19 protein-coding genes are annotated in these 18,941 nt (G+C 67.9%); 7 read left to right on the forward strand and 12 right to left on the reverse strand.

Features of this window, described 5'->3' with window-relative positions; genetic code table 11:
- Positions 1 to 23 precede the first annotated feature (23 nt).
- Complete coding sequence (locus ACW175_RS00210) at positions 24 to 1,424, reverse strand: ActS/PrrB/RegB family redox-sensitive histidine kinase (RefSeq protein ID WP_492102682.1); 1,401 nt, start codon at positions 1,422 to 1,424, stop codon at positions 24 to 26.
- 74 nt (positions 1,425 to 1,498) lie between these two features.
- Here ACW175_RS00210 and ACW175_RS00215 point away from each other — a divergent pair, with 74 nt between their 5' ends.
- A complete protein-coding gene (locus ACW175_RS00215; protein ID WP_492102683.1) occupies positions 1,499 to 2,089 on the forward strand; it encodes an SCO family protein in 591 nt (196 codons plus the stop codon).
- Between the two features lie 71 nt (positions 2,090 to 2,160).
- Here ACW175_RS00215 and ACW175_RS00220 read toward each other — a convergent pair whose 3' ends face one another.
- Complete coding sequence (locus ACW175_RS00220) at positions 2,161 to 2,595, reverse strand: hypothetical protein (protein ID WP_492102684.1); 435 nt, start codon at positions 2,593 to 2,595, stop codon at positions 2,161 to 2,163.
- 162 nt (positions 2,596 to 2,757) lie between these two features.
- Here ACW175_RS00220 and ACW175_RS00225 point away from each other — a divergent pair, with 162 nt between their 5' ends.
- Positions 2,758 to 4,020 carry a polyhydroxyalkanoate depolymerase gene (locus tag ACW175_RS00225; protein WP_492102685.1) on the forward strand — a complete coding sequence of 421 codons (1,263 nt, stop codon included), beginning with the start codon at positions 2,758 to 2,760 and terminating at the stop codon, positions 4,018 to 4,020.
- Positions 4,021 to 4,090: 70 nt separating this feature from the next.
- A complete protein-coding gene (locus tag ACW175_RS00230) occupies positions 4,091 to 4,810 on the forward strand; it encodes a M48 family metallopeptidase (RefSeq protein WP_492102686.1) in 720 nt (239 codons plus the stop codon).
- A gap of 33 nt (positions 4,811 to 4,843) precedes the next feature.
- Here the strand turns inward: ACW175_RS00230 and ACW175_RS00235 are convergent, their stop codons facing one another.
- Positions 4,844 to 6,805 carry a transglycosylase domain-containing protein gene (locus ACW175_RS00235; RefSeq protein ID WP_492102687.1) on the reverse strand — a complete coding sequence of 654 codons (1,962 nt, stop codon included), beginning with the start codon at positions 6,803 to 6,805 and terminating at the stop codon, positions 4,844 to 4,846.
- A 209-nt stretch (positions 6,806 to 7,014) separates the two neighbouring features.
- On the opposite strand from ACW175_RS00235, the gene recQ reads away from it, so the two are divergent.
- Together recQ and ACW175_RS00245 are read left to right on the forward strand one after the other, a co-directional pair.
- On the forward strand, positions 7,015 to 8,856 hold the full coding sequence (gene recQ, locus ACW175_RS00240; protein WP_492102688.1) for a DNA helicase RecQ: 1,842 nt from the start codon (positions 7,015 to 7,017) through the stop codon (positions 8,854 to 8,856).
- Positions 8,857 to 8,903: 47 nt separating this feature from the next.
- Positions 8,904 to 9,233, forward strand: coding sequence for a hypothetical protein (locus ACW175_RS00245; RefSeq protein WP_492102689.1), 330 nt, complete (start codon positions 8,904 to 8,906; stop codon positions 9,231 to 9,233).
- A gap of 12 nt (positions 9,234 to 9,245) precedes the next feature.
- On the opposite strand, the gene mmcB is transcribed toward ACW175_RS00245, so the two are convergent.
- The 7 genes from mmcB to ACW175_RS00280 all read right to left on the reverse strand — a co-directional run bounded on the left by mmcB (position 9,246) and on the right by ACW175_RS00280 (position 14,935).
- On the reverse strand, positions 9,246 to 9,704 hold the full coding sequence (gene mmcB / locus ACW175_RS00250) for a DNA repair putative endonuclease MmcB (protein ID WP_492104866.1): 459 nt from the start codon (positions 9,702 to 9,704) through the stop codon (positions 9,246 to 9,248).
- A gap of 266 nt (positions 9,705 to 9,970) precedes the next feature.
- Positions 9,971 to 10,734, reverse strand: a protein-coding gene (locus ACW175_RS00255; protein WP_492101412.1) for an IS5 family transposase whose coding sequence is annotated in 2 segments (ribosomal slippage) — positions 9,971 to 10,396 and positions 10,399 to 10,734 — 762 coding nt in all. Because the reading frame shifts where the segments join, the coding sequence is not laid out codon by codon here.
- 68 nt (positions 10,735 to 10,802) lie between these two features.
- A complete protein-coding gene (locus ACW175_RS00260; protein WP_492101776.1) occupies positions 10,803 to 11,126 on the reverse strand; it encodes a hypothetical protein in 324 nt (107 codons plus the stop codon).
- Entirely contained in the window at positions 11,123 to 12,229 is a 1,107-nt protein-coding gene (locus tag ACW175_RS00265) for an IS5 family transposase (RefSeq protein ID WP_492101777.1), read from the reverse strand. Before ACW175_RS00265 ends, ACW175_RS00260 begins: the two co-directional genes overlap by 4 nt.
- Positions 12,230 to 12,355: 126 nt before the next feature.
- Positions 12,356 to 12,889 carry a lipocalin family protein gene (locus tag ACW175_RS00270; protein WP_492102690.1) on the reverse strand — a complete coding sequence of 178 codons (534 nt, stop codon included), beginning with the start codon at positions 12,887 to 12,889 and terminating at the stop codon, positions 12,356 to 12,358.
- Between the two features lie 132 nt (positions 12,890 to 13,021).
- The gene (locus ACW175_RS00275; protein ID WP_099575407.1) at positions 13,022 to 14,164 is read right to left on the reverse strand and encodes a ferritin-like domain-containing protein; all 1,143 of its coding nucleotides are present in this window, start codon (positions 14,162 to 14,164) and stop codon (positions 13,022 to 13,024) included.
- A gap of 147 nt (positions 14,165 to 14,311) precedes the next feature.
- Positions 14,312 to 14,935, reverse strand: coding sequence for a class I SAM-dependent methyltransferase (locus ACW175_RS00280; protein WP_492102691.1), 624 nt, complete (start codon positions 14,933 to 14,935; stop codon positions 14,312 to 14,314).
- A gap of 127 nt (positions 14,936 to 15,062) precedes the next feature.
- Between ACW175_RS00280 and ACW175_RS00285 the strand changes: the two genes are divergently transcribed.
- Positions 15,063 to 15,563, forward strand: a complete 501-nt coding sequence (locus tag ACW175_RS00285; RefSeq protein ID WP_492102692.1) for a GFA family protein — start codon at positions 15,063 to 15,065, stop codon at positions 15,561 to 15,563.
- On the opposite strand, the gene ACW175_RS00290 is transcribed toward ACW175_RS00285, so the two are convergent.
- On the reverse strand, positions 15,560 to 15,967 hold the full coding sequence (locus ACW175_RS00290; RefSeq protein ID WP_492102693.1) for an SWIM zinc finger family protein: 408 nt from the start codon (positions 15,965 to 15,967) through the stop codon (positions 15,560 to 15,562). The genes ACW175_RS00285 and ACW175_RS00290 overlap by 4 nt on opposite strands.
- Positions 15,964 to 16,365, reverse strand: a complete 402-nt coding sequence (locus ACW175_RS00295) for a metallopeptidase family protein (RefSeq protein ID WP_492102694.1) — start codon at positions 16,363 to 16,365, stop codon at positions 15,964 to 15,966. The genes ACW175_RS00290 and ACW175_RS00295 overlap by 4 nt, the downstream gene beginning before the upstream one ends.
- A gap of 154 nt (positions 16,366 to 16,519) precedes the next feature.
- Here ACW175_RS00295 and divL point away from each other — a divergent pair, with 154 nt between their 5' ends.
- Positions 16,520 to 18,832, forward strand: coding sequence for a cell cycle protein kinase DivL (divL, locus tag ACW175_RS00300; RefSeq protein WP_492102695.1), 2,313 nt, complete (start codon positions 16,520 to 16,522; stop codon positions 18,830 to 18,832).
- The last annotated feature ends 109 nt before the right edge of the window (positions 18,833 to 18,941 follow it).

Raw genomic sequence — 18,941 nt, forward strand, 5'->3', positions numbered from 1 at the left:
ACTTTCGTGCTTCCGTCTCGTACTCAAGCCCCCGTAAAGCCAGGAGCTTCCAAGGCCGGTCGAGGCCAGCGCGCCGAAACGACCGCTCCACCCCGCCGACCATTACGGAAATCAACGGTCGCGCCGGTTCGTTCCAGCAAGGTCTTGGCGATAAAGAAGCCTAGACCCATGCCGATATGCCCCGTTCGCGACCCTTCCGCGCCCGGACGCGTGGTGACGTAAGGCTCGCCCAGCTTGGCCAGCACCTCGGGCGAGAAGCCCGGACCGTCGTCGCGCGCCTCGATCACGATGTAGCGGGCGTCGAAGCGGGCGATGACGATGACCTCGCCGCGCGCGAAATCGACCGCGTTCTCGACGATCGAGGTCATGGCGTGGATGATCTCGGGCCGCCGCCAGATGTCCGGAGCGTTCTCGCCGGAAGGGCCATTGACGACCGCTTCCACACGGACGCCGTGCACCAGGTGCGGCTCGATCACGTCCTGGACCAGTTGCACCAGGCTCATGCGCTCATGCACCGCGTCCTGGGCCTCGGGCATTTCGGTCAGACGCTGCAGGATCTCTCGGCAACGGGCCGCCTGGCCGATCATCAGCTCGGCGTCCTCGCGGGTCTGCTCGTCGGGCGCGTTGCGGGCCATTTCACGGGCCACCACCGAGATGGTCGCCAGCGGCGTGCCCAGCTCGTGAGCCGCGGCGGCGGCCAGGGCCCCCAGGGCCGACAGGCGTTGCTCGCGGGCCAGAACGGTCTCGGTGACGTTGAGGGCCAGCTCCATACGCGCGGACTCGCTCGCCGCCTGCCAGGCATAGGCCCCGGTCAGGATGATGCCGACGATCCGGGCCGAGACGATGGTCCACAGCATCAGCGGGTTGGGCTCGAACGGCCATGGACTGCCATTGATGGTCGGCAGCGGCATATGGAAGAACGCCAAGACCACCGAGGCGGCGATGGCCAGGAACCCCAGGCCGATCGCATAGCGGGCCGGCAGCGTCGCCGCCGCCAGGGTCACCGGCGCGATCAGCAGCAGGGCAAAGGGATTGTGCGCGCCGCCGGTCAGATAGACCAGGCCCGACAGCTGCAGGATGTCGAAGGCGATCTGGGCGGTGGCCTCGCCATCGCGGGCCAGGCGCTGGCCGCTGGAGGCCAGGCCCAGCAGCACGTTCAGCCAGGCCGACAGGGCGATCAGGGTGAAGCACAGCGCCCACGGCACCTGCAGTTTCAAAACAAGGCCGCTGATCATCAGGACGGCGGTCTGGCCGACCACCCATAGCCAGCGCTGCGCCAGAAGGGTGCGCACCCTTAAGCGTCCGCGACGCAGGCCTGGAGCCGTCCAGGACCAGGCATCGTCTTGCGCCGGTTCGTCCCCCGGCTTATCGAGCCCTTTGTGACGTTGATCGTCGGGCGCTGTCGCGAACGATACGTCAGACATGGCCGCAGAATTGTCCAGAATTGCCCGCTTTGCGAGAGCAAAAGGGCAGCCTGCGAGAAAAGGATGAAACGCACATGCCTCGTCACCGCCTTTTCCTGATCCTGGCCTGCGTTCTGGGCCTCGCGGCGACCGCCGGACTGGCGTGGCGCGCCGGGGTGTTCAAGCCCGAAGAGGCCGTCGCCGTCGGCGGGCCGTTCCAGCTGGTGAACCAGAACGGCATCCCGACGACCGAGAAGGCGCTGAAGGGCAAATGGAGCGCGGTGTTCTTCGGCTTCACCTACTGCCCCGATGTCTGTCCGGGCACGCTGCAGGGCCTGGCGGCGGCGACCGACCAGCTGGGACCCAAGGCCAAGGACCTGCGGATCGTCTTCATCTCGATCGACCCGGCGCGCGATACGCCCGAGCAGATGAAGACCTATCTGTCGGCCGACTACGTGCCGAAGACGACGATCGGCCTGACCGGGACGCAGGAGCAGGTCCAGGCGGCCGCCAAGGCCTACAGGGTCTATTACGCCAAGGTCGGCGACGGCCCCGGCTACACCATGGACCACTCGACGGCCATCTACCTGATGGATCCGAAGGGCCGCTTCAAGACGGTGATCCCCTACAACCTGCCCCCGGCGGACATCGCCCGGCGGATCGCCGACGCGATGCGCGAGGGCTGAGCAGACGCATAGGTCAGGCTTGAGGCCTCTCGAGAGAAAGCCTCAAGCCTATTCAGAGCGGAGGGTTCTTCCTAGGCGCCCTGTGTCGACAGGACGGACGCTACGCAGTCTTTCTGCGCCCCATCGATCTTCAAGCGCCTCATGGTGGGAACGAAGGTCATCTCATACCGGTCAGCAAAGCGGCAGCCGCCGAAGAGGTTGCGGCCCAGCTTAGCCACCACGACAACCCCCTGCTCGATCGGGCAGGTGTAGGTGACGAAGGTATCGGCGTTTTGGGTGGTGATCTGCTGGGTATGCCCCGTCGAGGACGGAAACCCCATGTAGGAGAGGCCGTTGTCCTTCACATCGACGCTCAGACAAGAATGGGCGCTCGGGGCGGGGTTTAACGCGCCCTGCACTACGTCGCGCACGAGCGCTTCCCGACCAAACGCCGAGTTCTCGGCGCCCGCCGGACCGGCGCACAGCATGGCCGCCGCGCCGATCATGCCGAGTCGCGTCAATGTCATTGTCGCCTCCAGCTATTCTTGAGCGAGCAATATACACACATGCAATTAAGGCGCTAGGCGGAAGTGGGGGGCTATCAAGCGCCGCGGCGCAAAATGTCGTGAGCGGCTAGACTCTGTTAGCGTTCGGCGTGGTATGCTGCATTGCAACATCGCGGATGCGCCATGCTCTACGCTCTTCACGAAGCAGCTTACTACGCCTCCACCCCGATGCGCCAGATGGCGCTGGCGGCCCGGGACTTCTGGGGATCGCCGCTGAATCCGGCGGCGGACACGGCCGTCGGCCGGCGCATGCACGCCGGCGCGGACCTGTTCGCCAACATCACGCGCCGCTACGGCAAGCCGAAGTGGAACATCGACTCGATCAAGGTCGGTCAGGTCGACGTCCGGGTTCGTGAGACGGTGGTCTGGGAAAGCCCCTGGGCGCGCGTGATCCAGTTCGACCGCGACATGGCCGACATGCGCCGGGCCGGCAAGTTCAGCCTCGATCCCGCCGTGCTGATCGTCGCGCCCCTTTCAGGCCACTACGCGACTCTGCTGCGCGGCACGGTCGAGGCGTTCCTGCCCGACCACGCGGTGTTCATCGTCGACTGGGTCAACGCCCGCAACGTGTCGGTGCTGGAAGGCCGCTTCGACTTCCACGACTATATCGACCACATCATCCAGATGCTGGCCGTGCTGGGTCCGCGCCCCAACGTCGTGGCCGTCTGCCAGCCCGGCCCGCCGGTCCTGGCCGCCGCCGCCCTGATGGCCGAGCAGAACCACCCCTCGCGGCCGGCCAGCATGACCTTCATGGGCTCGCCGATCGACGCGCGCCTGTCGCCGACCGTGACCAACAACCTGGCCGAGGAAAAGCCCTTCGCCTGGTTCCAGTCGAACATGATCTACACCGTGCCGCCGCCCTATCCGGGCGCGGGACGGCGCGTCTATCCGGGCTTCGTCCAGCTGGCCAGCTTCATGAGCATGAACGCCGAGCGCCACCAGGAGGCTCACCGCCGCTACTTCCAGGATCTGGTGAAGGGCGACGGCGACAGCGCCGACAAACACCTGGAGTTCTACGACGAATATCTGTCGGTCCTGGACCTGACCGAGGAATTCTATCTCCAGACCATCGACATCGTCTTCCAGCAGCACCTGCTGCCCAAGGGCGAACTGATGCATCGCGGGACGCGGGTGAAGCCCGAGGCGATCACCGACATCGGCCTGATGACGGTGGAGGGCGAGAACGACGACATCTCCGGCATCGGCCAGACCCAGGCCGCCCACGGCCTGTGCTCGAACATCCCCGACGACCTGAAGCTTGACTATGTGCAGCCGAACGTCGGCCACTACGGCGTCTTCAACGGCCGCCGCTTCCGCGAGGAGATCTATCCGCGCGTTCGCAAGTTCATCCGCAAGTGCGACCCGCACTTCGAGGAAGAGGCGTAGGGGCCGAAATCCTCGGCGAAGGACGAGGGCGGCTTGCACCCAGCCCCGGCGCACCCGATCTTAACGCCCGATGTTCGCGCTCAAGGCCCAACGTTTTTCCGACGGTGATCGACTGGAGATCGGCGGCTGGCCGGTGCGCCTGCGGGTGGACGGCCGGGCGCGGCGGATCTCGCTGCGCGTCGACCGCGCCAGATCCGAGATCGTCGCCCTGGCTCCCAATCTCAAGCGCCTGAACGAGGCCGCGGCCTTCGCCCAGGAGAAGTCCGGCTGGATCGCCAAGCAGCTGGCGGCCTTGCCCGAGCGGATGAACCTGGCGCCCGGCGGGATCCTGCGCCTCAACGATCGGGCCTATAGGCTGGAGGTCGGCCCGGGACGAGCCCGGATCGACGGTGAGCGCATCGTCGCGCCCGACGACGCCAACTGGGGGCTGAAGGTCATCCGCCTGGCCAAGCGCGAGTCGCTGGCCGTGCTGACCGAACGCACCGCCGTCCACGCCGCGGCCCTGGGCCGGCCGATGCCGTCAGTGGCGGTGGCCGATCCGAAAGCGCGCTGGGGATCGTGCCGGCCGGCCACGTCGCGCGCGCCGGCGGCGATCCGCTACAGCTGGCGGCTGATCCTGGCCCCGGCGGCGGTGGCCGACTATGTCGCCGCCCACGAGTGCGCCCACCTGATCGAGGCCAACCACGGGCCGCGCTTCTGGGCGCTGTGCGAGCAGCTGGCCGGCGATCCCGCGCCCCACCGGGCGTGGCTGAGAGCGCACGCGGCGGAGCTGCACGCGATCGGGGCCTGAGGATCCTCCCCCCGCGATGCGGGGGAGGGTTTGTCAGTAGGGCAACTGATCGGCCGGCGGGGTCGCCCCGGCCGGGGTTTCGGCCGCCGGACCTTCCGGACCCGGCGTCGTGTTCATCAGGTCGCCGATCGGGTCGGTGTTCTCGATCGGCGGGGGCTCGACCACGCCGCCGGGGATCGGGGTGGCCTTCAGGCGGGGCAGGGCCGCGGCCATGAAGGTGCGCCAGATCTCGGCCGGTGCGCCGCCGCCGGTGACCCGCTTCATCGGCGTGGCGTCGTCCTTGCCGGTCCAGACGGCGGTGACGAAGCCGCCGGTGTAGCCGACGAACCAGGCGTCCTTGTAGTCGCTGGTCGTGCCGGTCTTGCCGGCCATGTCGTAACCCGCGACCTTGGCGCGCGTGCCGGTGCCGCTGGCGACGACCTGGCGCATCATCTGGTTCATGTACTGCAGGGCCGGCGAGCCGATCACCGCCGAGCGGGCCTGGCGGTCGACGCTGTGGTCGTACAGCACCTTGCCGCTGGCGGTGCGGATGCGCTCGATGCCGTAGCCCTTGGCCAGGAAGCCACCGTTCGAGAACGGGGCGTAGGCCTGGGCCATCTCCATCGGCGAGACCTCGACCGCGCCCAGGGCCATCGACGGATCCAGCTGGATCTTGCTGGTGATGCCCAGGCGGCGGGCGGTGGCGGCGACGTTGCTGGTGCCGACCTCGTTGGCCAGCCGCGCGGCCACCGTGTTGATCGACTGGGCCAGGGCGGTCTGCAGGGTGATCGGACCCAGATACTTGTTGGTGTAGTTCTTCGGCTCCCAATTGCCGATCTTGACCGGTTCGTCGACGACCATCACGGCGGGCGTGCGGCCCTGTTCCATGGCGGTCAGGTAGACGAACGGCTTGAAGGCCGAGCCGGCCTGGCGGCGGGCGGTGGTGGCGCGGTCGAACTGGGTCTCGGCATAGTCGGCGCCGCCGACATAGGCGCGGATACGGCCTTCGCCGTCGATGGCGACCAAGGCCGCCTGCTGAACGCCCTGGGCCTCGTGGCCGTCGACGCCCAGCTTCACGGCGCGCTCGGCCGAGACCTGGATCGGAAGGTCAAGGGTGGTCTCGACGACGAGGTCCTCGGTCGGTTCGCCGACCAGCGAGCGGACCTGGGCGTCGATATAGTCGGTGAAGTACTGGGCGCGCTGGTTGGCCAGGGTGGCCGAGACCTGCACCGGGGTCTTGAAGGCCTCGTCGCGCTGCTCGGGCGTAATGGCCTTGATGCGCACCATCTCGTCCAGGACGATCGTGGCGCGGCGGGCGGCGCGTTCCTTGGCCGAGACAGGCGAATACCGGGCGGGGCCCTTCATCATGCCGGCCAACAGCGCGGACTCGCCGATGGTGAGGTCCTTGGCGGGCTTGTTGAAGTAGCGCTGCGAGGCGGCCTCGATGCCATAGGCGCCCGCGCCGAAATAGACCCGGTTCATATAGAGGGCCAGGATCTGCTTCTTGCTGAACTTCATCTCCAGCCAGACGGCGAGGATCAGCTCCTGGGCCTTGCGACGATAGTTCTGGGCCGGGCTCAGGAACAGGTTGCGGGCCAGCTGCTGGGTGATGGTCGAGCCGCCGCGCTGGGGGCCGTCATGGGTGGCGTTCCACGCCAGCGACCGCATGATGCCCCAGGGGTTGAAGCCGAAGTGGTGGTAGAACTGGCGGTCCTCGATCGCCACGAAGGCGGCCGGCACGTATTCCGGCAGGGCGTCGATATCGACCGGGGGCGCGTACTGGCTGCCGCGCACGGCCAAGAGGGCGCCCGAGCGGTCCAGATAGTTGATCGAGGGCTGGCGCTTGACGTCGTAGAGCTTGGACGTGTCCGGCAGATCGCTGGCGAACACCGCGAAGAAGGCCACGACGAAGATCAGGCCCCAGACGCCCAGAACCGTGCCCCAGTAGACGAGCGCCTGGAGCGGGGTGCGCTGAGGCTTCGCCGGCCTGTTCCCGCCGAAGGGTCCATTCGCCATGGTCGTTTCGTTCCTACGCGCGCCGAGGTCTCATCACGCCCCCCCTCGGACGTACCATTGGGGGGCGCGCGTTCCGTTTAACCGAAGGCCACAGAACGCGCGACAAGATTGACGAGATATGAACGGGGCCGATTTCGGGTCGATCCGGAAACCACGGTGACTTCGATCCCGCCTTGGCGCGGAGGCGACGGATCGCCATAACAGCGCCCGTGTACGTTCCTCCCGAATCCCCAGAACTGGACCACGCCCGCGACGTCCTGCGGCGCACCTTCGGCCATGCCGATTTCCGAGGCATGCAGGCGGGCGTGATCAACGAGATCCTGGCCGGGCGCAGCGCCATGGCCGTGCTGCCGACCGGCGGCGGCAAGAGCCTGTGCTACCAGATCCCGTCGCTGATCCTGCCCGGGCTGGGCCTGGTGATCTCGCCGCTGATCGCCCTGATGGCCGACCAGGTCCAGGGCCTGCGCCAGGCTGGTGTGGCCGCCGAGCGGCTGGACAGCAACGTCTCGATGGACGAGCGCAGCGACATCTGGCGGCGCATAGACGCCGGCGAGGTGGACCTGCTGTACCTGTCGCCCGAAGGGCTGATGCAGCCGTGGATGCTGGATCGCCTGGGCCGCACCCCCCTGGCCCTGGTCGCCGTCGACGAGGCCCACTGCGTCAGCCAATGGGGTCACGACTTCCGGCCCGAATACCGGATGATGGGGCGGCTGGCCGAGCTGTTCCCCAACGTGCCGCGCCTGGCGGTCACCGCCACCGCCGACGCCCGCACCCGCGACGACATCCGCGCCGAGCTGCGCCTGCAGGGCGCGGCCGAGTTCGTCGACAGCTTCGCCCGCCCCGAATTGGCGCTCAGCGCCGAGCGAAAGCGTGGCAAGGGCCACGATCGCGTGGTCGAGCTGGTCCTGGAGCGCCCTGGCCGCGCCGGCGTGGTCTATGCCGGCAGCCGCGACTCCACCGAAAAGCTGGCCGAGAAGCTGAACGCCGAGGGCATCCCGGCCGTGGCCTATCACGCGGGGCTCGACAAGGCCGTCCGCGCCAAGCGGCTGGAGGACTTCCTGGAGGCCGACGCCGCGGTGATGGTGGCGACGATCGCGTTCGGCATGGGCGTCGACAAGCCCGATGTCCGCTTCGTGATCCACGCCGACCCGCCGGCCGCCATCGAGGCCTACTGGCAGGAGGTCGGCCGCGCCGGCCGCGACGGCCAGCCGGCCGAGGGCATCACCCTCTATGGCTCGGCCGACATGGCCTGGGCGGGGCGCCGGATCGACACCAAGGATGCGCCCGACGAGGTCAAGCAGGCGCAATCGCGCAAGCTTCGCCAGTTCTATTCGATGCTGGAGGGCGTCACCTGCCGCGCCGCCGCCGTTCGCCGCTATTTCGGCGAGGAGGGCGTGGCCCGCTGCGGCGTCTGCGACATCTGCGTCTCGCCGCCGACTGGCATCGACGCCACCGAGGCGGCCCAGAAGGCTCTATCGGCTGTTCACCGGATGGGCGGCCGCTTCGGGCGCGGGCGGCTGATCGAGCACCTGATGGGCAAGACCAAGGATGTCACGCCGCAGGAGGCTCAACTGCCGACCTTCGGCATCGGTCGCGAGTTCAGCCAGCCGGTCTGGCGCGACCTGTTCGACACCCTGATCTTCGAGGGCTTGCTGCGCGAAGACCCCAATGACGGCCGGCCACTGATCGGCCTGGGCGATGTCGAAGGCGTGCGCCAAGTCTATCGCGGCGAGCGCCGCGTCGCCCTGCGCCAGACAGCCGAGGCGCCGGAGACCGGCCGCGCGACGGGCGCGCGCAAGCGCCGCGAGGGCAAGGCCCTGACCATCCCGCTCGAGAACCAGGTGCTGTTCGAGGCCCTGCGCGCGTGGCGCAAGGAGCAGGCGCAAGCCCAGCACGTGCCGCCCTACGTCATCTTCCACGACGCCACCTTGGCCGAGATCGCCGCGGCCCGCCCGGCCACCCTGGCGGCGCTCGGCAAGTCCGGCGGCGTCGGCCAGGGCAAGCTGGATCGTTACGGCGAGGCGGTTTTGAAGGTCGTGCGGGAGAACTAGACGGCTCTCCGCGCGTTAGATCCGCGTCAAGCCGAGGAGCCTCCCCCATGACCGACGTCAGCAGCTTTATCCCGACCGACGCCTCGTCCGCCGCCGCCGAGGCCTTGGGCGGCGCCAAGAAGACGACTTCCGAAAAGACCAAGCGCGCCAAGGAAGCCGTGACCAAGGCCGTCAAGTCGGCCCGCGAGACCGCCACCGAAGTGGCCCAGCAGACCCGCACCTTCGCCGAGGAAAAGGCCAAGGTCGGCGCGGCCTGGACCCGCGACAAGGCCCAGGTCGTGCATCACACCGCCGAGGAACATCCGATGGGCGTCGCCCTGGGCGCCTTCGCGATCGGCTTGGGCGTGGGCTTCCTGATCGCGCGCAACTTCGACTAGCGAGAGACCTCTCTAGAGGCTCAGGCGCTCGGCGTTGACGCCCGCGGCCCTCAGGGCCGCGAGGCGGGCGAACGCCAGCGTCAGGGCCTTGCGTCGCGCCGGCGCCAAGGGCGTGAGCGGCGACTCCCGCACGACCGCGCCGCCGAAACCGTCTGCTACGACCAGCCCCGGCTCGTCCGGCAGCACGCCTTCGGGAAAATGCGGCGCGACGGCGAAATAGAACGCGTCGCAATAGGGCTCGTATTCGCCCCACTTCCGGTCGACCCGGAAGTCCTCCAGCCCCGACTTCACCTCGACGATCAGCACGTCGCCCTTGGGGCCCAGCGCCATCAGGTCCGCCCGCCGTCCGTTGGGCAGGGTGACTTCAGCCAGCGGCGCATAGCCCAGATCGACCAGCAGCCGCGCGGCGCCGCGCGTGACATTCACGGTGGTCTCGGGCCGGGACGGCTTCAGCTGGATGATCACGTCCATCGCCGGAATAATGTTCCAGCTTTGTTCGCATGACAAGCGCGCTGTCGGCAAATAGCGTCCACCGAGCTTCACCACTTCGGAAATGACATGACCTTTACGTCGATCATCGTGAACCTTCTGCCGATCATTCTCGTGATCGGGGTTTGGCTGTTCTTCATGAGCCGCATGAAGAAGTCCGTGCCGGGCATTGAGGCGCAGACTCGCTTCTGGGCGGACTATCTGGAAGAGACGCGGCAACTCAATCGCTCCCTAGGTTCTGTGGACACTTACCGCAGCCATAGGACGATGGCGGCGAGGGTGACGACGGCGAGGTAGTTCCTGGCGGTCTTCTCGAAGCGAGTGGCGACCCTGCGGAACTGCTTGAGCTTGGAGAAACAGCACTCAACGAGGTGGCGCTGGGCGTAGAGGGCCTTGTCCAGCGCATACTTGCGGGCGCGGGACGGATTGTTGGGAATGACGGCGATAGCGCCCTTGTCGGCGATGGCCTGGCGCAGGTGGTCGGCGTCGTAGGCGGTGTCAGCCATGACGACCTTGGCGGGGAGATCCTGGATCAACGGGCCGGCCTGGGGCGCGTCGCCCTTCTGTCCGGCGGTGAGGGTGAAGTTGACCGGGCAGCCCAGGCCTCGGACGGCCATGTGGATCTTGGTGCTCAGGCCACCGCGCGAACGACCAATGGCCTGATCTTCAGACCCCCTTTTTTTGCCCCCGCCGCATGCTGGTGGGCGCGAACGATGGTGGAATCCACAATCAGGTATTCAAAGTCTGGATCGTCCGACATCGCCGCGAAGATCCGCCACCACACCCCCTTGGCGCTCCATCGACTGAAACGCCGGAAGACGCTGTTCCAGTCGCCGAACACTTCGGGCAGGTCGCGCCAGGGCGAGCCCGTCCGGACCAGCCAGAGCACGGCCTCGACAAACATCCGGTTGTCGCGGCCTGTCGAGCCCTTCTGATCCGGACGGCCAATGATCAGCGGCTCAATCCGCGCCCATGCCGCGTCGTCCAAGACAAGGCGATCCATCACACCCAAGGCTGCCTCCAAAAGACAGCTTTGAATCACAAGCCTAGTTCAATGGGAATCCTAAGAGTCCACACCACCTAGCAGGCTGTTGAAGAAGCCTCCCGTCTGGCGATGAAGTTGGCTTCGTCGCCGCCGTGGAAGCAGATCTGGCCCTTGAGGGAGCCGTCGGGCTGGAGTTGAGCCCATCCGTCGCCCTGGGCCTCATCCATTTCGTCGTTTCCGCGCCAGTCGAACTGCACGGCGTCGTGGTCGCCGGCGGCGGCGAAGGCGCCAGTGACGCAGCCGAAGGCGAACTGGCCATGGGTGGCTTCGAAGAGGATGTAGGCGGGCTCCATCATGTCCCGATAGTCGTCAGTGTAGTCGGGCGTCTGGACGATGCGCCACTGGCCCAGGACGCTCATGCCGGGGCCGCCAGGAGCTTGGGCAGACGGATCAGGTTGTAGGCCGCCAGCGCCAGGGTGAAGGCGGCGTCGACCTTGGCGCGGCCGCGCACCTTGACCTTGGCTAGGCCGGCCGAGCCCTTGATCCAGCCGAACACCTCTTCGATGCGCTTGCGACATCGCTGGCTGATCGCATAGCCGGGGTGGCGCTTGGTGCGGCCGTCAATGGCGGTCGAGCGCGGCTTGCCCAGCTTGGACAGGTGGCCATCGACGGCGATGTGCGGTGTCACCCGGCGCGCCCGAAGTTGGCCAATGAAGTCGCGCACGTCATAGGCCTTGTCGGCGCCCAGGGTGATCCGACGCCGGCCGCTTCTTCGGTCCAGCATCGCCACAGCCGCCTCGCGCTCGGCTGTGCCCGTGGCCAGGGTCACCCCACCATCCGTCACCAGGCCATGGCGGTTCTCCATCAGGGCGTGGCCCATATAGCAGAGCCTCGCCGGCTGGCCGTCGCCCTTCTTATAGAGCCGAGCCTCAGGATCGGTGGTGCTGCGGTGCGTCTGGTTGGAACGCTTCTCCTTGTGGAAGCCGCGCTCGGCGTTGCGACCCGGCCCCTCGGGATCGCTGTCGTCGCCATCGACCCTGCGGAAGCTCTTGGTCGACGCCCAGGCTTCGATCAGCGTGCCGTCCACCGAGAAGTGGTCTGACGACATCAGCCGCTTCACCCGAGGCTGGGCCAGCACCGCGCGCAGGAACTTGCCGGCGATCTCGCCCGCCAACAGCCGGTCGCGGTTCTTGGTGAAACTGGAATGATCCCAGGCCGCATCGTCCACGCCAAGACCTACAAACCAGCGGAACAGCAGGTCAAACTCCATCCGCTCCATCAACTGGCGCTCCGATCGGATGCCGTAGAACGCCTGCAGCAGCATGGCGCGCAACAACCGTTCCGGCGGGATCGACGGACGTCCCAGCCTCGGCGGATAGAGCGCCGCGAAGTCCGCGCTCAAATCCCCAAGCGCCCCGTTCGCGATCTCCAGGATCGGCCGCAAGGGATGATCGCGCCGAACCCGAGCATCCAGATCTACATATGAGAACAGCGACCCCGTCCGCTCGTCCGACCCGCGCATCCACCCCTCCAGAGCTCCCGCCCAAAGAGTGAATCATGTCGAACTCCGCCCCGCTACGGACTTCTTCAACAGCCTGCTAGAGCGAGTGGCCGTAGCGCTAGAGGCGAGAAACGCGGCTGAGCGACCCTAAGGCGCGGCCTGCTGCGTCGGCCGCAGCATGCCCACGTCATATCCCAGCGCCTTGGCCCGGGCGGTCAGAGCCGCCCGGTCCGCTTCGGTCGGAAGCTTGCGCGACAGCAGCCACAGGTACTTGCCCGAACCCTCGCCGACGATCGACCAGCTGTAGTCGTCGGCGTGGTCCATGACCCAGTAGTCGCCGAAGAACGGGCCGAAGAAGCTGACCTTCAGCTTGGCGTTGGTCGCCGTGTCGACGACCTTGGCCTTGCCCTCGCTGGTCTTGACTGGGCCGTCCACCGCGCCCTGGCGGCAGGTGTTGAGCACGCGGATCAGGCCGTCGGGGCGCTTGGAATATTCGGCGGTGACGCCTTCGCAGCCCTTCTCGAAGCGCATGTCGTAGCGGGCGACCTCGTACCACTTGCCCAGGTAGCGATCGAGCTCCACGGTCTTGGCCGGCCGCGGCGGGTTGGGATTGCCGCTGGGCCCCGACACGCAGGCGCTCAGACCGAGGACGAGGGACAGGGCGAGCAGGGGCGTGCGCATGGGAACTCCGGACGGTTGCCGACAGGATACGATCCCAAGCGTTCGACGGACGCCCGCGGGTTGCCCAGAAACGACGACCGCCCCGCCGGGGTTCCGGCGGGGCGGCGTTAAGTCGACCAGGGAGGTGAAACCCTACTCGGCGGCGATGCTGACCGCCGATACAGGGCGGTCCTTGAAGTTGATGGCCTGCAGGTGGCGGATGCCTTCCTCGGCGATGTCGTCGCCGACCATCCGGTCGCCTTCGCTCTTCAGCTCGTCGATGTCGACATACATGGCGTAGAACGCCTTGGTGCGGTCGGTGATGATGCCGGCGTTGAGCAGCGTCTTGACCAGCACCCGGAAGATGTTGGTCTGCTCCTTCATGGCCTCCCGACGCACGTCGTCGGTCATGATCTTCCCGTACTCCTCGACCACCTTGTCCGGATCCAGGCCGAACGCGGCATAGAGATCCAGCTGCTGGTGCGGCGAGACGAGGTTGAACAGCAGGGTCTGGAAGCAGTGCGCCGCCCAGTCCTCGATGATGGCGTGCTCTTCCGGCGTGAGCTTGGGCACGGTGCGGTCGGCCCAGATCTTCCCGAACTTGTGGTGGAAGGCCTCGTCGGTCATCACCAGCTGCAGCAGGCGTTTGCCGACCGGGTCATTGATCTGGTTGTAGAAGGTGGCGAAGGCGCCCATGGCCAGGCCTTCCACCAGCATCTGCATGCCGATGATCTTCTTGTAGACCTCGGGCGCGCCGATGATCTCGACCAGCAGGGTCTTCAGGGCCGGGCCGCACTCGACCGGCTTGCCCCAGCGGGCCTTGATATATTTGGCGAAGGCCGTGACGTGGCGGGCCTCTTCGCGGGTCTGGTTGGCGGCGTACTCCTGCGCGCCCTGGTCCTTGAGCACGTGGCACAGGCTGGCCGACAGGTTCAGCGCGCCCTGCTCGCCGTGCAGGATCGACGAGAAGCTGCGCAGCACCGACTGGTTGATGAAGCGGATACGCGTCTTCGGGTCGGACAGGTGGTTGGAGACGTAGTCGGTCGACAGGGCGATCACGAGATCCTCGGGCACCAGGGCCTGGTTCTCCATGTCGAACGGCTCGTCGAAGTCGATATAGGCCTTGTCCAGCGGATCCCAGAAGTGGTCGTGGGTCGCGGAAATGATCTTGTCGAAGGCGCTGGAGCGGTTGCCGTACCGGTCGAGCTCGAGCATCGACTCGAAGTCGTCCGGCGCCACCGCGTCGTACATGGCGTCCTTGGTGATGTTCCGGTCTTTGGAGATTGGGTCGGTCATGTCGGCGCTCCCTATCGGACGTGCGATGTCCAGCGGGCAGGGTCCGTCTCGCGCGGATCTTGGCCCATCTGAACACTGTCAACTCAGTTGAGCGGAAGGGTCAAACAAAAAATGACGGAGGCGTCAGGTTTGCTGGCGTGGCCGGCTCTAGGCGACGCTCGCCGCGCCCTGCTCGCACCAGCCCAGCGCACGCGGCGTCTTGTCGAGATAGAAGCGGTGATTGTCGTCGAGGCGGAAGCCGGCCGCCTCGACCGCCGCCGAGACCGGCCGCGTCAGGTGACAGCCGCCCGCCAGGCGCTTCCACAGCGGCTCGATCCGCCGCTGCCACCGCGCCGTGCCGGCGTCGGGCGAAAGGCCGTGCTCGCAGAACAGGAAGCGACCGCCGGGCTTCAGGACCCGACGGGCTTCGGACAGCACGGCGTCGGGCGAGTGGACCGAGCACAGGGTGAAGGTGCACAGCACGGTGTCGAAAAGAGCGTCGGCGAACGGCAGGCGCTCGCCCTCGCCCGCGACGATCTCGACCGCCAGGCCTTCGGGGCGCGGGGCGGCCTCGGCGATGGCGCGCAGTTCGGCCGAAGGGTCGACGCCGGTGACGCCGGTCACCGTGGCCGGGTCGTAGAAGGCGAGATTCAAGCCGCCGCCGACGCCCAGCTCCAGCACCTGACCCCGAGCCTGGGGCACGATCCTGGTCCGCTGCTCGCGAAACGCCGGCGCGCCGCAGGCGCAGCACAGCAGCTTGGGCAGGATGTAGCGCTCGTACAGTGTCGCCATGGCGTGTTCCCCCTTTTGAGGTGGCAGCAGAGCGGCGCGGGGCGGGCTGGGTCAAGCCAGCCTGCTGTCAGATCTGGCAGCAGTGCGCTTTACTCGGAAACGACTACCCCCCTTTAGAGGCCGTTCCATGCCCAAGCCGCTCTTACCCAAGCCGCCCAGGCCGCCCGCCGAGGAAGCCGAGGGGGCGTGCGCCTGCGGGGCGGTGCGGATCGCCATCGGCGTGCCGGCGCGGTGGGCGTTTCACGACCACTCGGCCGCCAGCCGCCGCGCCCAGGGCTGCGCCTATGTCACCTACACGGCCAGCTACCGCAGCCGCTTTCGATGGGTAGAGGGCGAGGACCTCGTCAGCCGCCACGAGCACGAGGGAACGACCCGGGGTTTCTGTTCGCGCTGCGGGACGCCGATCTTCATGGAGCGCAAGCGCGCCCCGACCATGATCAACCTGCCGCGGGCCCTGTTCGACGCCCGCACCGGCCGCGAGCCGCGCTACCACACCGCGCTCGACCAGGCCCCGGACTGGGCCTATGGCGGCGGCAAGCTGGTCCCGCTGAAGGGTTATCCCGGCGTGATGTGGGAGCGGCCGAAGTCGAAGACCAAGCGCAAGGCGCCGATCGACGAGTTTCTCTAGCGGCCTTCCAGGGCCGCCAGCACCGCCGGCTGCACCCGCGCCAGCTCGGCGAGGCGTTCGATCAGGGCGTCCTTGCTGTCGAGGGCCAGGCCGTCGCGCAGCTTGGCCATCCGCTCGCGGACCTTGCCGAGATCGGCGGCGTTGGCGGCGGTGACCACGGCCGCCTGGTGCTTGCACGCTCCGAACTTCTCGAAGCCGGGGCAGGTGCATAGACCTTCGCCGGCCGGGGCCCACAGCTGGACGACATAGAGGTCGCCGACGCTGCCGGTGACGTGGGCGGTGACCTTCTCGTCCTCGATCGAGACCAGGTCGACGGCGCCGGCCTCGGCCATGGCCGCGCCGGTGTCGAACCAACGCTCGTCCATGCGCTCGCGCCAGGTTTCGGCGTCAAACAGCTTGCTCATGCCTCGTCCTCGATGCGGTGGATGTCGTCGTCCGACAGGCCGAAATGGTGGCCGATCTCGTGGACCAGCACGTGGGCGATCAGGTCGCCGAGGCCGACGTCGCCGCGCTCGGCCCACTCGTCCAGGATCGGGCGACGGTACAGAAACACCCGCGACGGCTCGGTCCCGAAGTCCAGCACCGAGCGGCGGCCCAGGTCCACGCCCTGGTAGAGGCCGGTCAGCTCGAAGGCGTCTTCGATGCCCAGGCTATCCAGAACCTCCTCGCTCGCGAAGTCGTCGACCCGGATCACCACCTCGCCGGAGAGCTCGCGGAATTCATCGGGCAGAGCGTCGAAGGCCTCTCGGGCCAGGGCGGCGAAGTCGTCGAGCGACGGGGCGAGGCGGTCGGACCAGGTCATAGGTCTCCAAATAGAGCGATTGGAGCGTTAAGCCACCGGGTGTCCGGACGAAATCGCGACAGACAGTCACGCTCTCCCCTGATCGCGCTCTGGTCACGGCCCGACTAATCTGGGATTCTGATTCGACGACCCGCTGGGGTAAGCAACGCGCCTGATGACTTCGTACGACCTGATCCTCGCGGCCGTGGCCGGCGCGGTTTGTCTCGCCATTTGCGTCACCCTGTGGTCGCTGGGGCAGCGCCGTGGCTATGAAGCCCGTATCGCCGCCTTGAAGGCGCGCCTCGGCCCGCAAGGCGGAGACGGCCTGGACGCGCCCGCCTGGGTCCAAGCCTTCGACACCGCCGTGATCGCCGTCGAAGGCGGTCGCGCCGATCTGGCCGCCGGGGCCGAGGGTCTTTCGGCCTGCGCCCAGGTGCTGGGCGTGGAGGCCCGGGTCGACGCGGTGATCGCCGCCCTCGGCGGGGCCGATCCCGATCATGCCCACAAGCTGACGGCGCTGTTCGAGCGCGGCGAAGCCTGCGTCTTCGAAGCGCGCGGGGCCACGGGCTGGGTCTCGGTCGAGGGCCGAGCGGTCGGGGCGCTGGCCTGGCTGCGCCTGATGCCCGGCAGCGGCGGGGATTCCGGTCTGCCGTCGGCTTCCCGCTTCGCCGCCTTCGTCGACAGCGTGGCCGAGCCGGCGTGGGTCGCCGGCGCCGACGGTCAGGCCGTCTGGGGCAACGCCGCCTTCGTCCGCGCCGTCGGCGCCGCCGCCGCCTCGACGGACGCCCTGGCCGGCAAGAGCTTCGACCGCTCGGCCGACGCCCTGGTCGTCGAGGCCGTCGAGAAGGGGGAGCGCCGCGAGGCCGTGCGCTGGATAAACTTGGAAGGCCGCCGCCGCGCGTTCCGCCTGTCGGCCCAGCCCCTGGAAGGCGGCGGGGTGGGGGTGTTCTGCGCCGATGTCACCGAGATCGAGGACGTCCGCGACGCCTTCAAGAAGCACGTCGAGGCCCATGACGAGACCCTGAACCACATCGCCGAGGCCGTGGCGATCTTCAGCGCCACGCGGCGGCTGTCGTTCCACAACACCGCCTTCGCCGAGCTGTGGGGCCTGGAGCCGGCCTGGCTGGCCGACCGTCCGACCCACGGCGAGATCCTGGATCGCTTGCGCCAGCGCCGCCGCCTGCCCGAGACCATCGACTACGCCGTCTGGAAGGCCGCCGAGCTCGCCCGCTATGAAGACGTCGGGCCTCAAGCCGACGATCTGTGGCACCTGCCCGACGGCCGCACGCTGAAGGTGGTGCGCCAGCCCCACCCGCTGGGCGGCATGCTGTTGATCTATTCCGACATCACCGGCGAGCTGCGCCTGAAGGCCCAGTACAACGCTCTGATCCAGGTGCAGCAGGCCACGCTGGACAAGCTGAACGACGCCGTCGCGGTGTTCGGCTCGGACGGCCGCCTGCGTCTGCACAACGAGGCCTTCGAGACCTTCTGGAACGTCAGCGCCTTCGCCCTCGAGGCGGCCGGCGACTTCGAGGGCGTGGTCGAGCTGTGCGTGCCGCGCTTGCACGACCTGGCCTTCTGGCGCGAGCTGAAGGGGCGGGTGGCCGATCCCGATCCGCAGATGCGCGCCCCGACCTCGGGCGAGGTTCGCACCTCGGACGACCGCATCGTCGTCTATCAGAGCCGGCCGCTGCCGGACGGCGCGACCCTGATCGCCTTCGCCGACGTCACCGACACCCGCGACCTGCAGTCGGCCCTGGCCGACCGCTCCGCCGCCCTGGCCGAGGCCGAGCGGCTGAAGCGCGATTTCGTCGGCAACGTCAGCTACGAGCTGCGCACGCCGCTGACCACGATCATCGGCTATTCGGAACTGCTGGAGCGCGCCGACGGCATTTCCGAGCGCGGCCGCAACCATGTCGCCGCCGTCCGCGCCGCCGCCACCCAGTTGGCCCGCTCGATCGACGACGTGCTGGACATGGCTCAGATCGACGCCGGCGAGATGGCGCTGGAGATCGAGGACATCCGCGTCTCCGACCTTTTGCTCAACGCCCAGGAACACGCCCTGAAGGACGCCCAGCTAGGCGCCGTGACCCTGGCGGTCGAGTGCGACGAGGAAGTCGGGCTGATCCGGGGCGATGGCAAGCGCCTGGCCCAGACCCTGGACCACCTGGTCGAGAACGCCCTGCGCCAGACCCCGCCAGGCGGCCGCGTCACCCTGTCCGCCCGTCGGGCCCTGGGCGAGGTGCGCCTCGATGTTTCCGACACCGGCCGGGGCGTGCCCTTCCACGTCCAGGCCCACATCTTCGACCGCTTCGTCGGCCGTGATCGCGGCGGTCCCGGCCTGGGCCTGGCCTTGGTCAAGGCGTTGGTCGAACTGCACGGCGGCTGGGTGGCGCTGGAGAGCGAACCGGGCGCCGGCTCGACCTTCACCTGCCATCTGCCCGAGACCCAGCAGCCGGGCGCCATGCAGCCGGAGCTGAGCTTCTGAGCGCCATCCAGCGTCGGACATAAAGATATCTTTATGCGTTAATTGCTAGGAAGGGTCGGGCGCGCTATAAGCCCAGTCCAAGATCCCATCCGACCGCAGGAGCCCGACC

Source organism: Caulobacter sp. FV1ye6ST, assembly GCF_058681225.1.

Coding starts and splice junctions, on each gene's coding strand:
- ACW175_RS00285 (WP_492102692.1), top strand. CDS start 15,063: ATGCCCAAGCCGCTCTTACCCAAGCCGCCCAGGCCGCCCGCCGAGGAA.
- ACW175_RS00290 (WP_492102693.1), bottom strand. CDS start 15,967: ATGAGCAAGCTGTTTGACGCCGAAACCTGGCGCGAGCGCATGGACGAG.
- ACW175_RS00245 (WP_492102689.1), top strand. CDS start 8,904: ATGACCGACGTCAGCAGCTTTATCCCGACCGACGCCTCGTCCGCCGCC.
- ACW175_RS00275 (WP_099575407.1), bottom strand. CDS start 14,164: ATGACCGACCCAATCTCCAAAGACCGGAACATCACCAAGGACGCCATG.
- ACW175_RS00280 (WP_492102691.1), bottom strand. CDS start 14,935: ATGGCGACACTGTACGAGCGCTACATCCTGCCCAAGCTGCTGTGCTGC.
- ACW175_RS00265 (WP_492101777.1), bottom strand. CDS start 12,229: ATGCGCGGGTCGGACGAGCGGACGGGGTCGCTGTTCTCATATGTAGAT.
- ACW175_RS00215 (WP_492102683.1), top strand. CDS start 1,499: ATGCCTCGTCACCGCCTTTTCCTGATCCTGGCCTGCGTTCTGGGCCTC.
- ACW175_RS00225 (WP_492102685.1), top strand. CDS start 2,758: ATGCTCTACGCTCTTCACGAAGCAGCTTACTACGCCTCCACCCCGATG.
- ACW175_RS00270 (WP_492102690.1), bottom strand. CDS start 12,889: ATGCGCACGCCCCTGCTCGCCCTGTCCCTCGTCCTCGGTCTGAGCGCC.
- ACW175_RS00260 (WP_492101776.1), bottom strand. CDS start 11,126: ATGAGCGTCCTGGGCCAGTGGCGCATCGTCCAGACGCCCGACTACACT.
- ACW175_RS00220 (WP_492102684.1), bottom strand. CDS start 2,595: ATGACATTGACGCGACTCGGCATGATCGGCGCGGCGGCCATGCTGTGC.
- ACW175_RS00230 (WP_492102686.1), top strand. CDS start 4,091: ATGTTCGCGCTCAAGGCCCAACGTTTTTCCGACGGTGATCGACTGGAG.
- ACW175_RS00295 (WP_492102694.1), bottom strand. CDS start 16,365: ATGACCTGGTCCGACCGCCTCGCCCCGTCGCTCGACGACTTCGCCGCC.
- ACW175_RS00235 (WP_492102687.1), bottom strand. CDS start 6,805: ATGGCGAATGGACCCTTCGGCGGGAACAGGCCGGCGAAGCCTCAGCGC.
- mmcB (WP_492104866.1), bottom strand. CDS start 9,704: ATGGACGTGATCATCCAGCTGAAGCCGTCCCGGCCCGAGACCACCGTG.
- divL (WP_492102695.1), top strand. CDS start 16,520: ATGACTTCGTACGACCTGATCCTCGCGGCCGTGGCCGGCGCGGTTTGT.
- ACW175_RS00210 (WP_492102682.1), bottom strand. CDS start 1,424: ATGTCTGACGTATCGTTCGCGACAGCGCCCGACGATCAACGTCACAAA.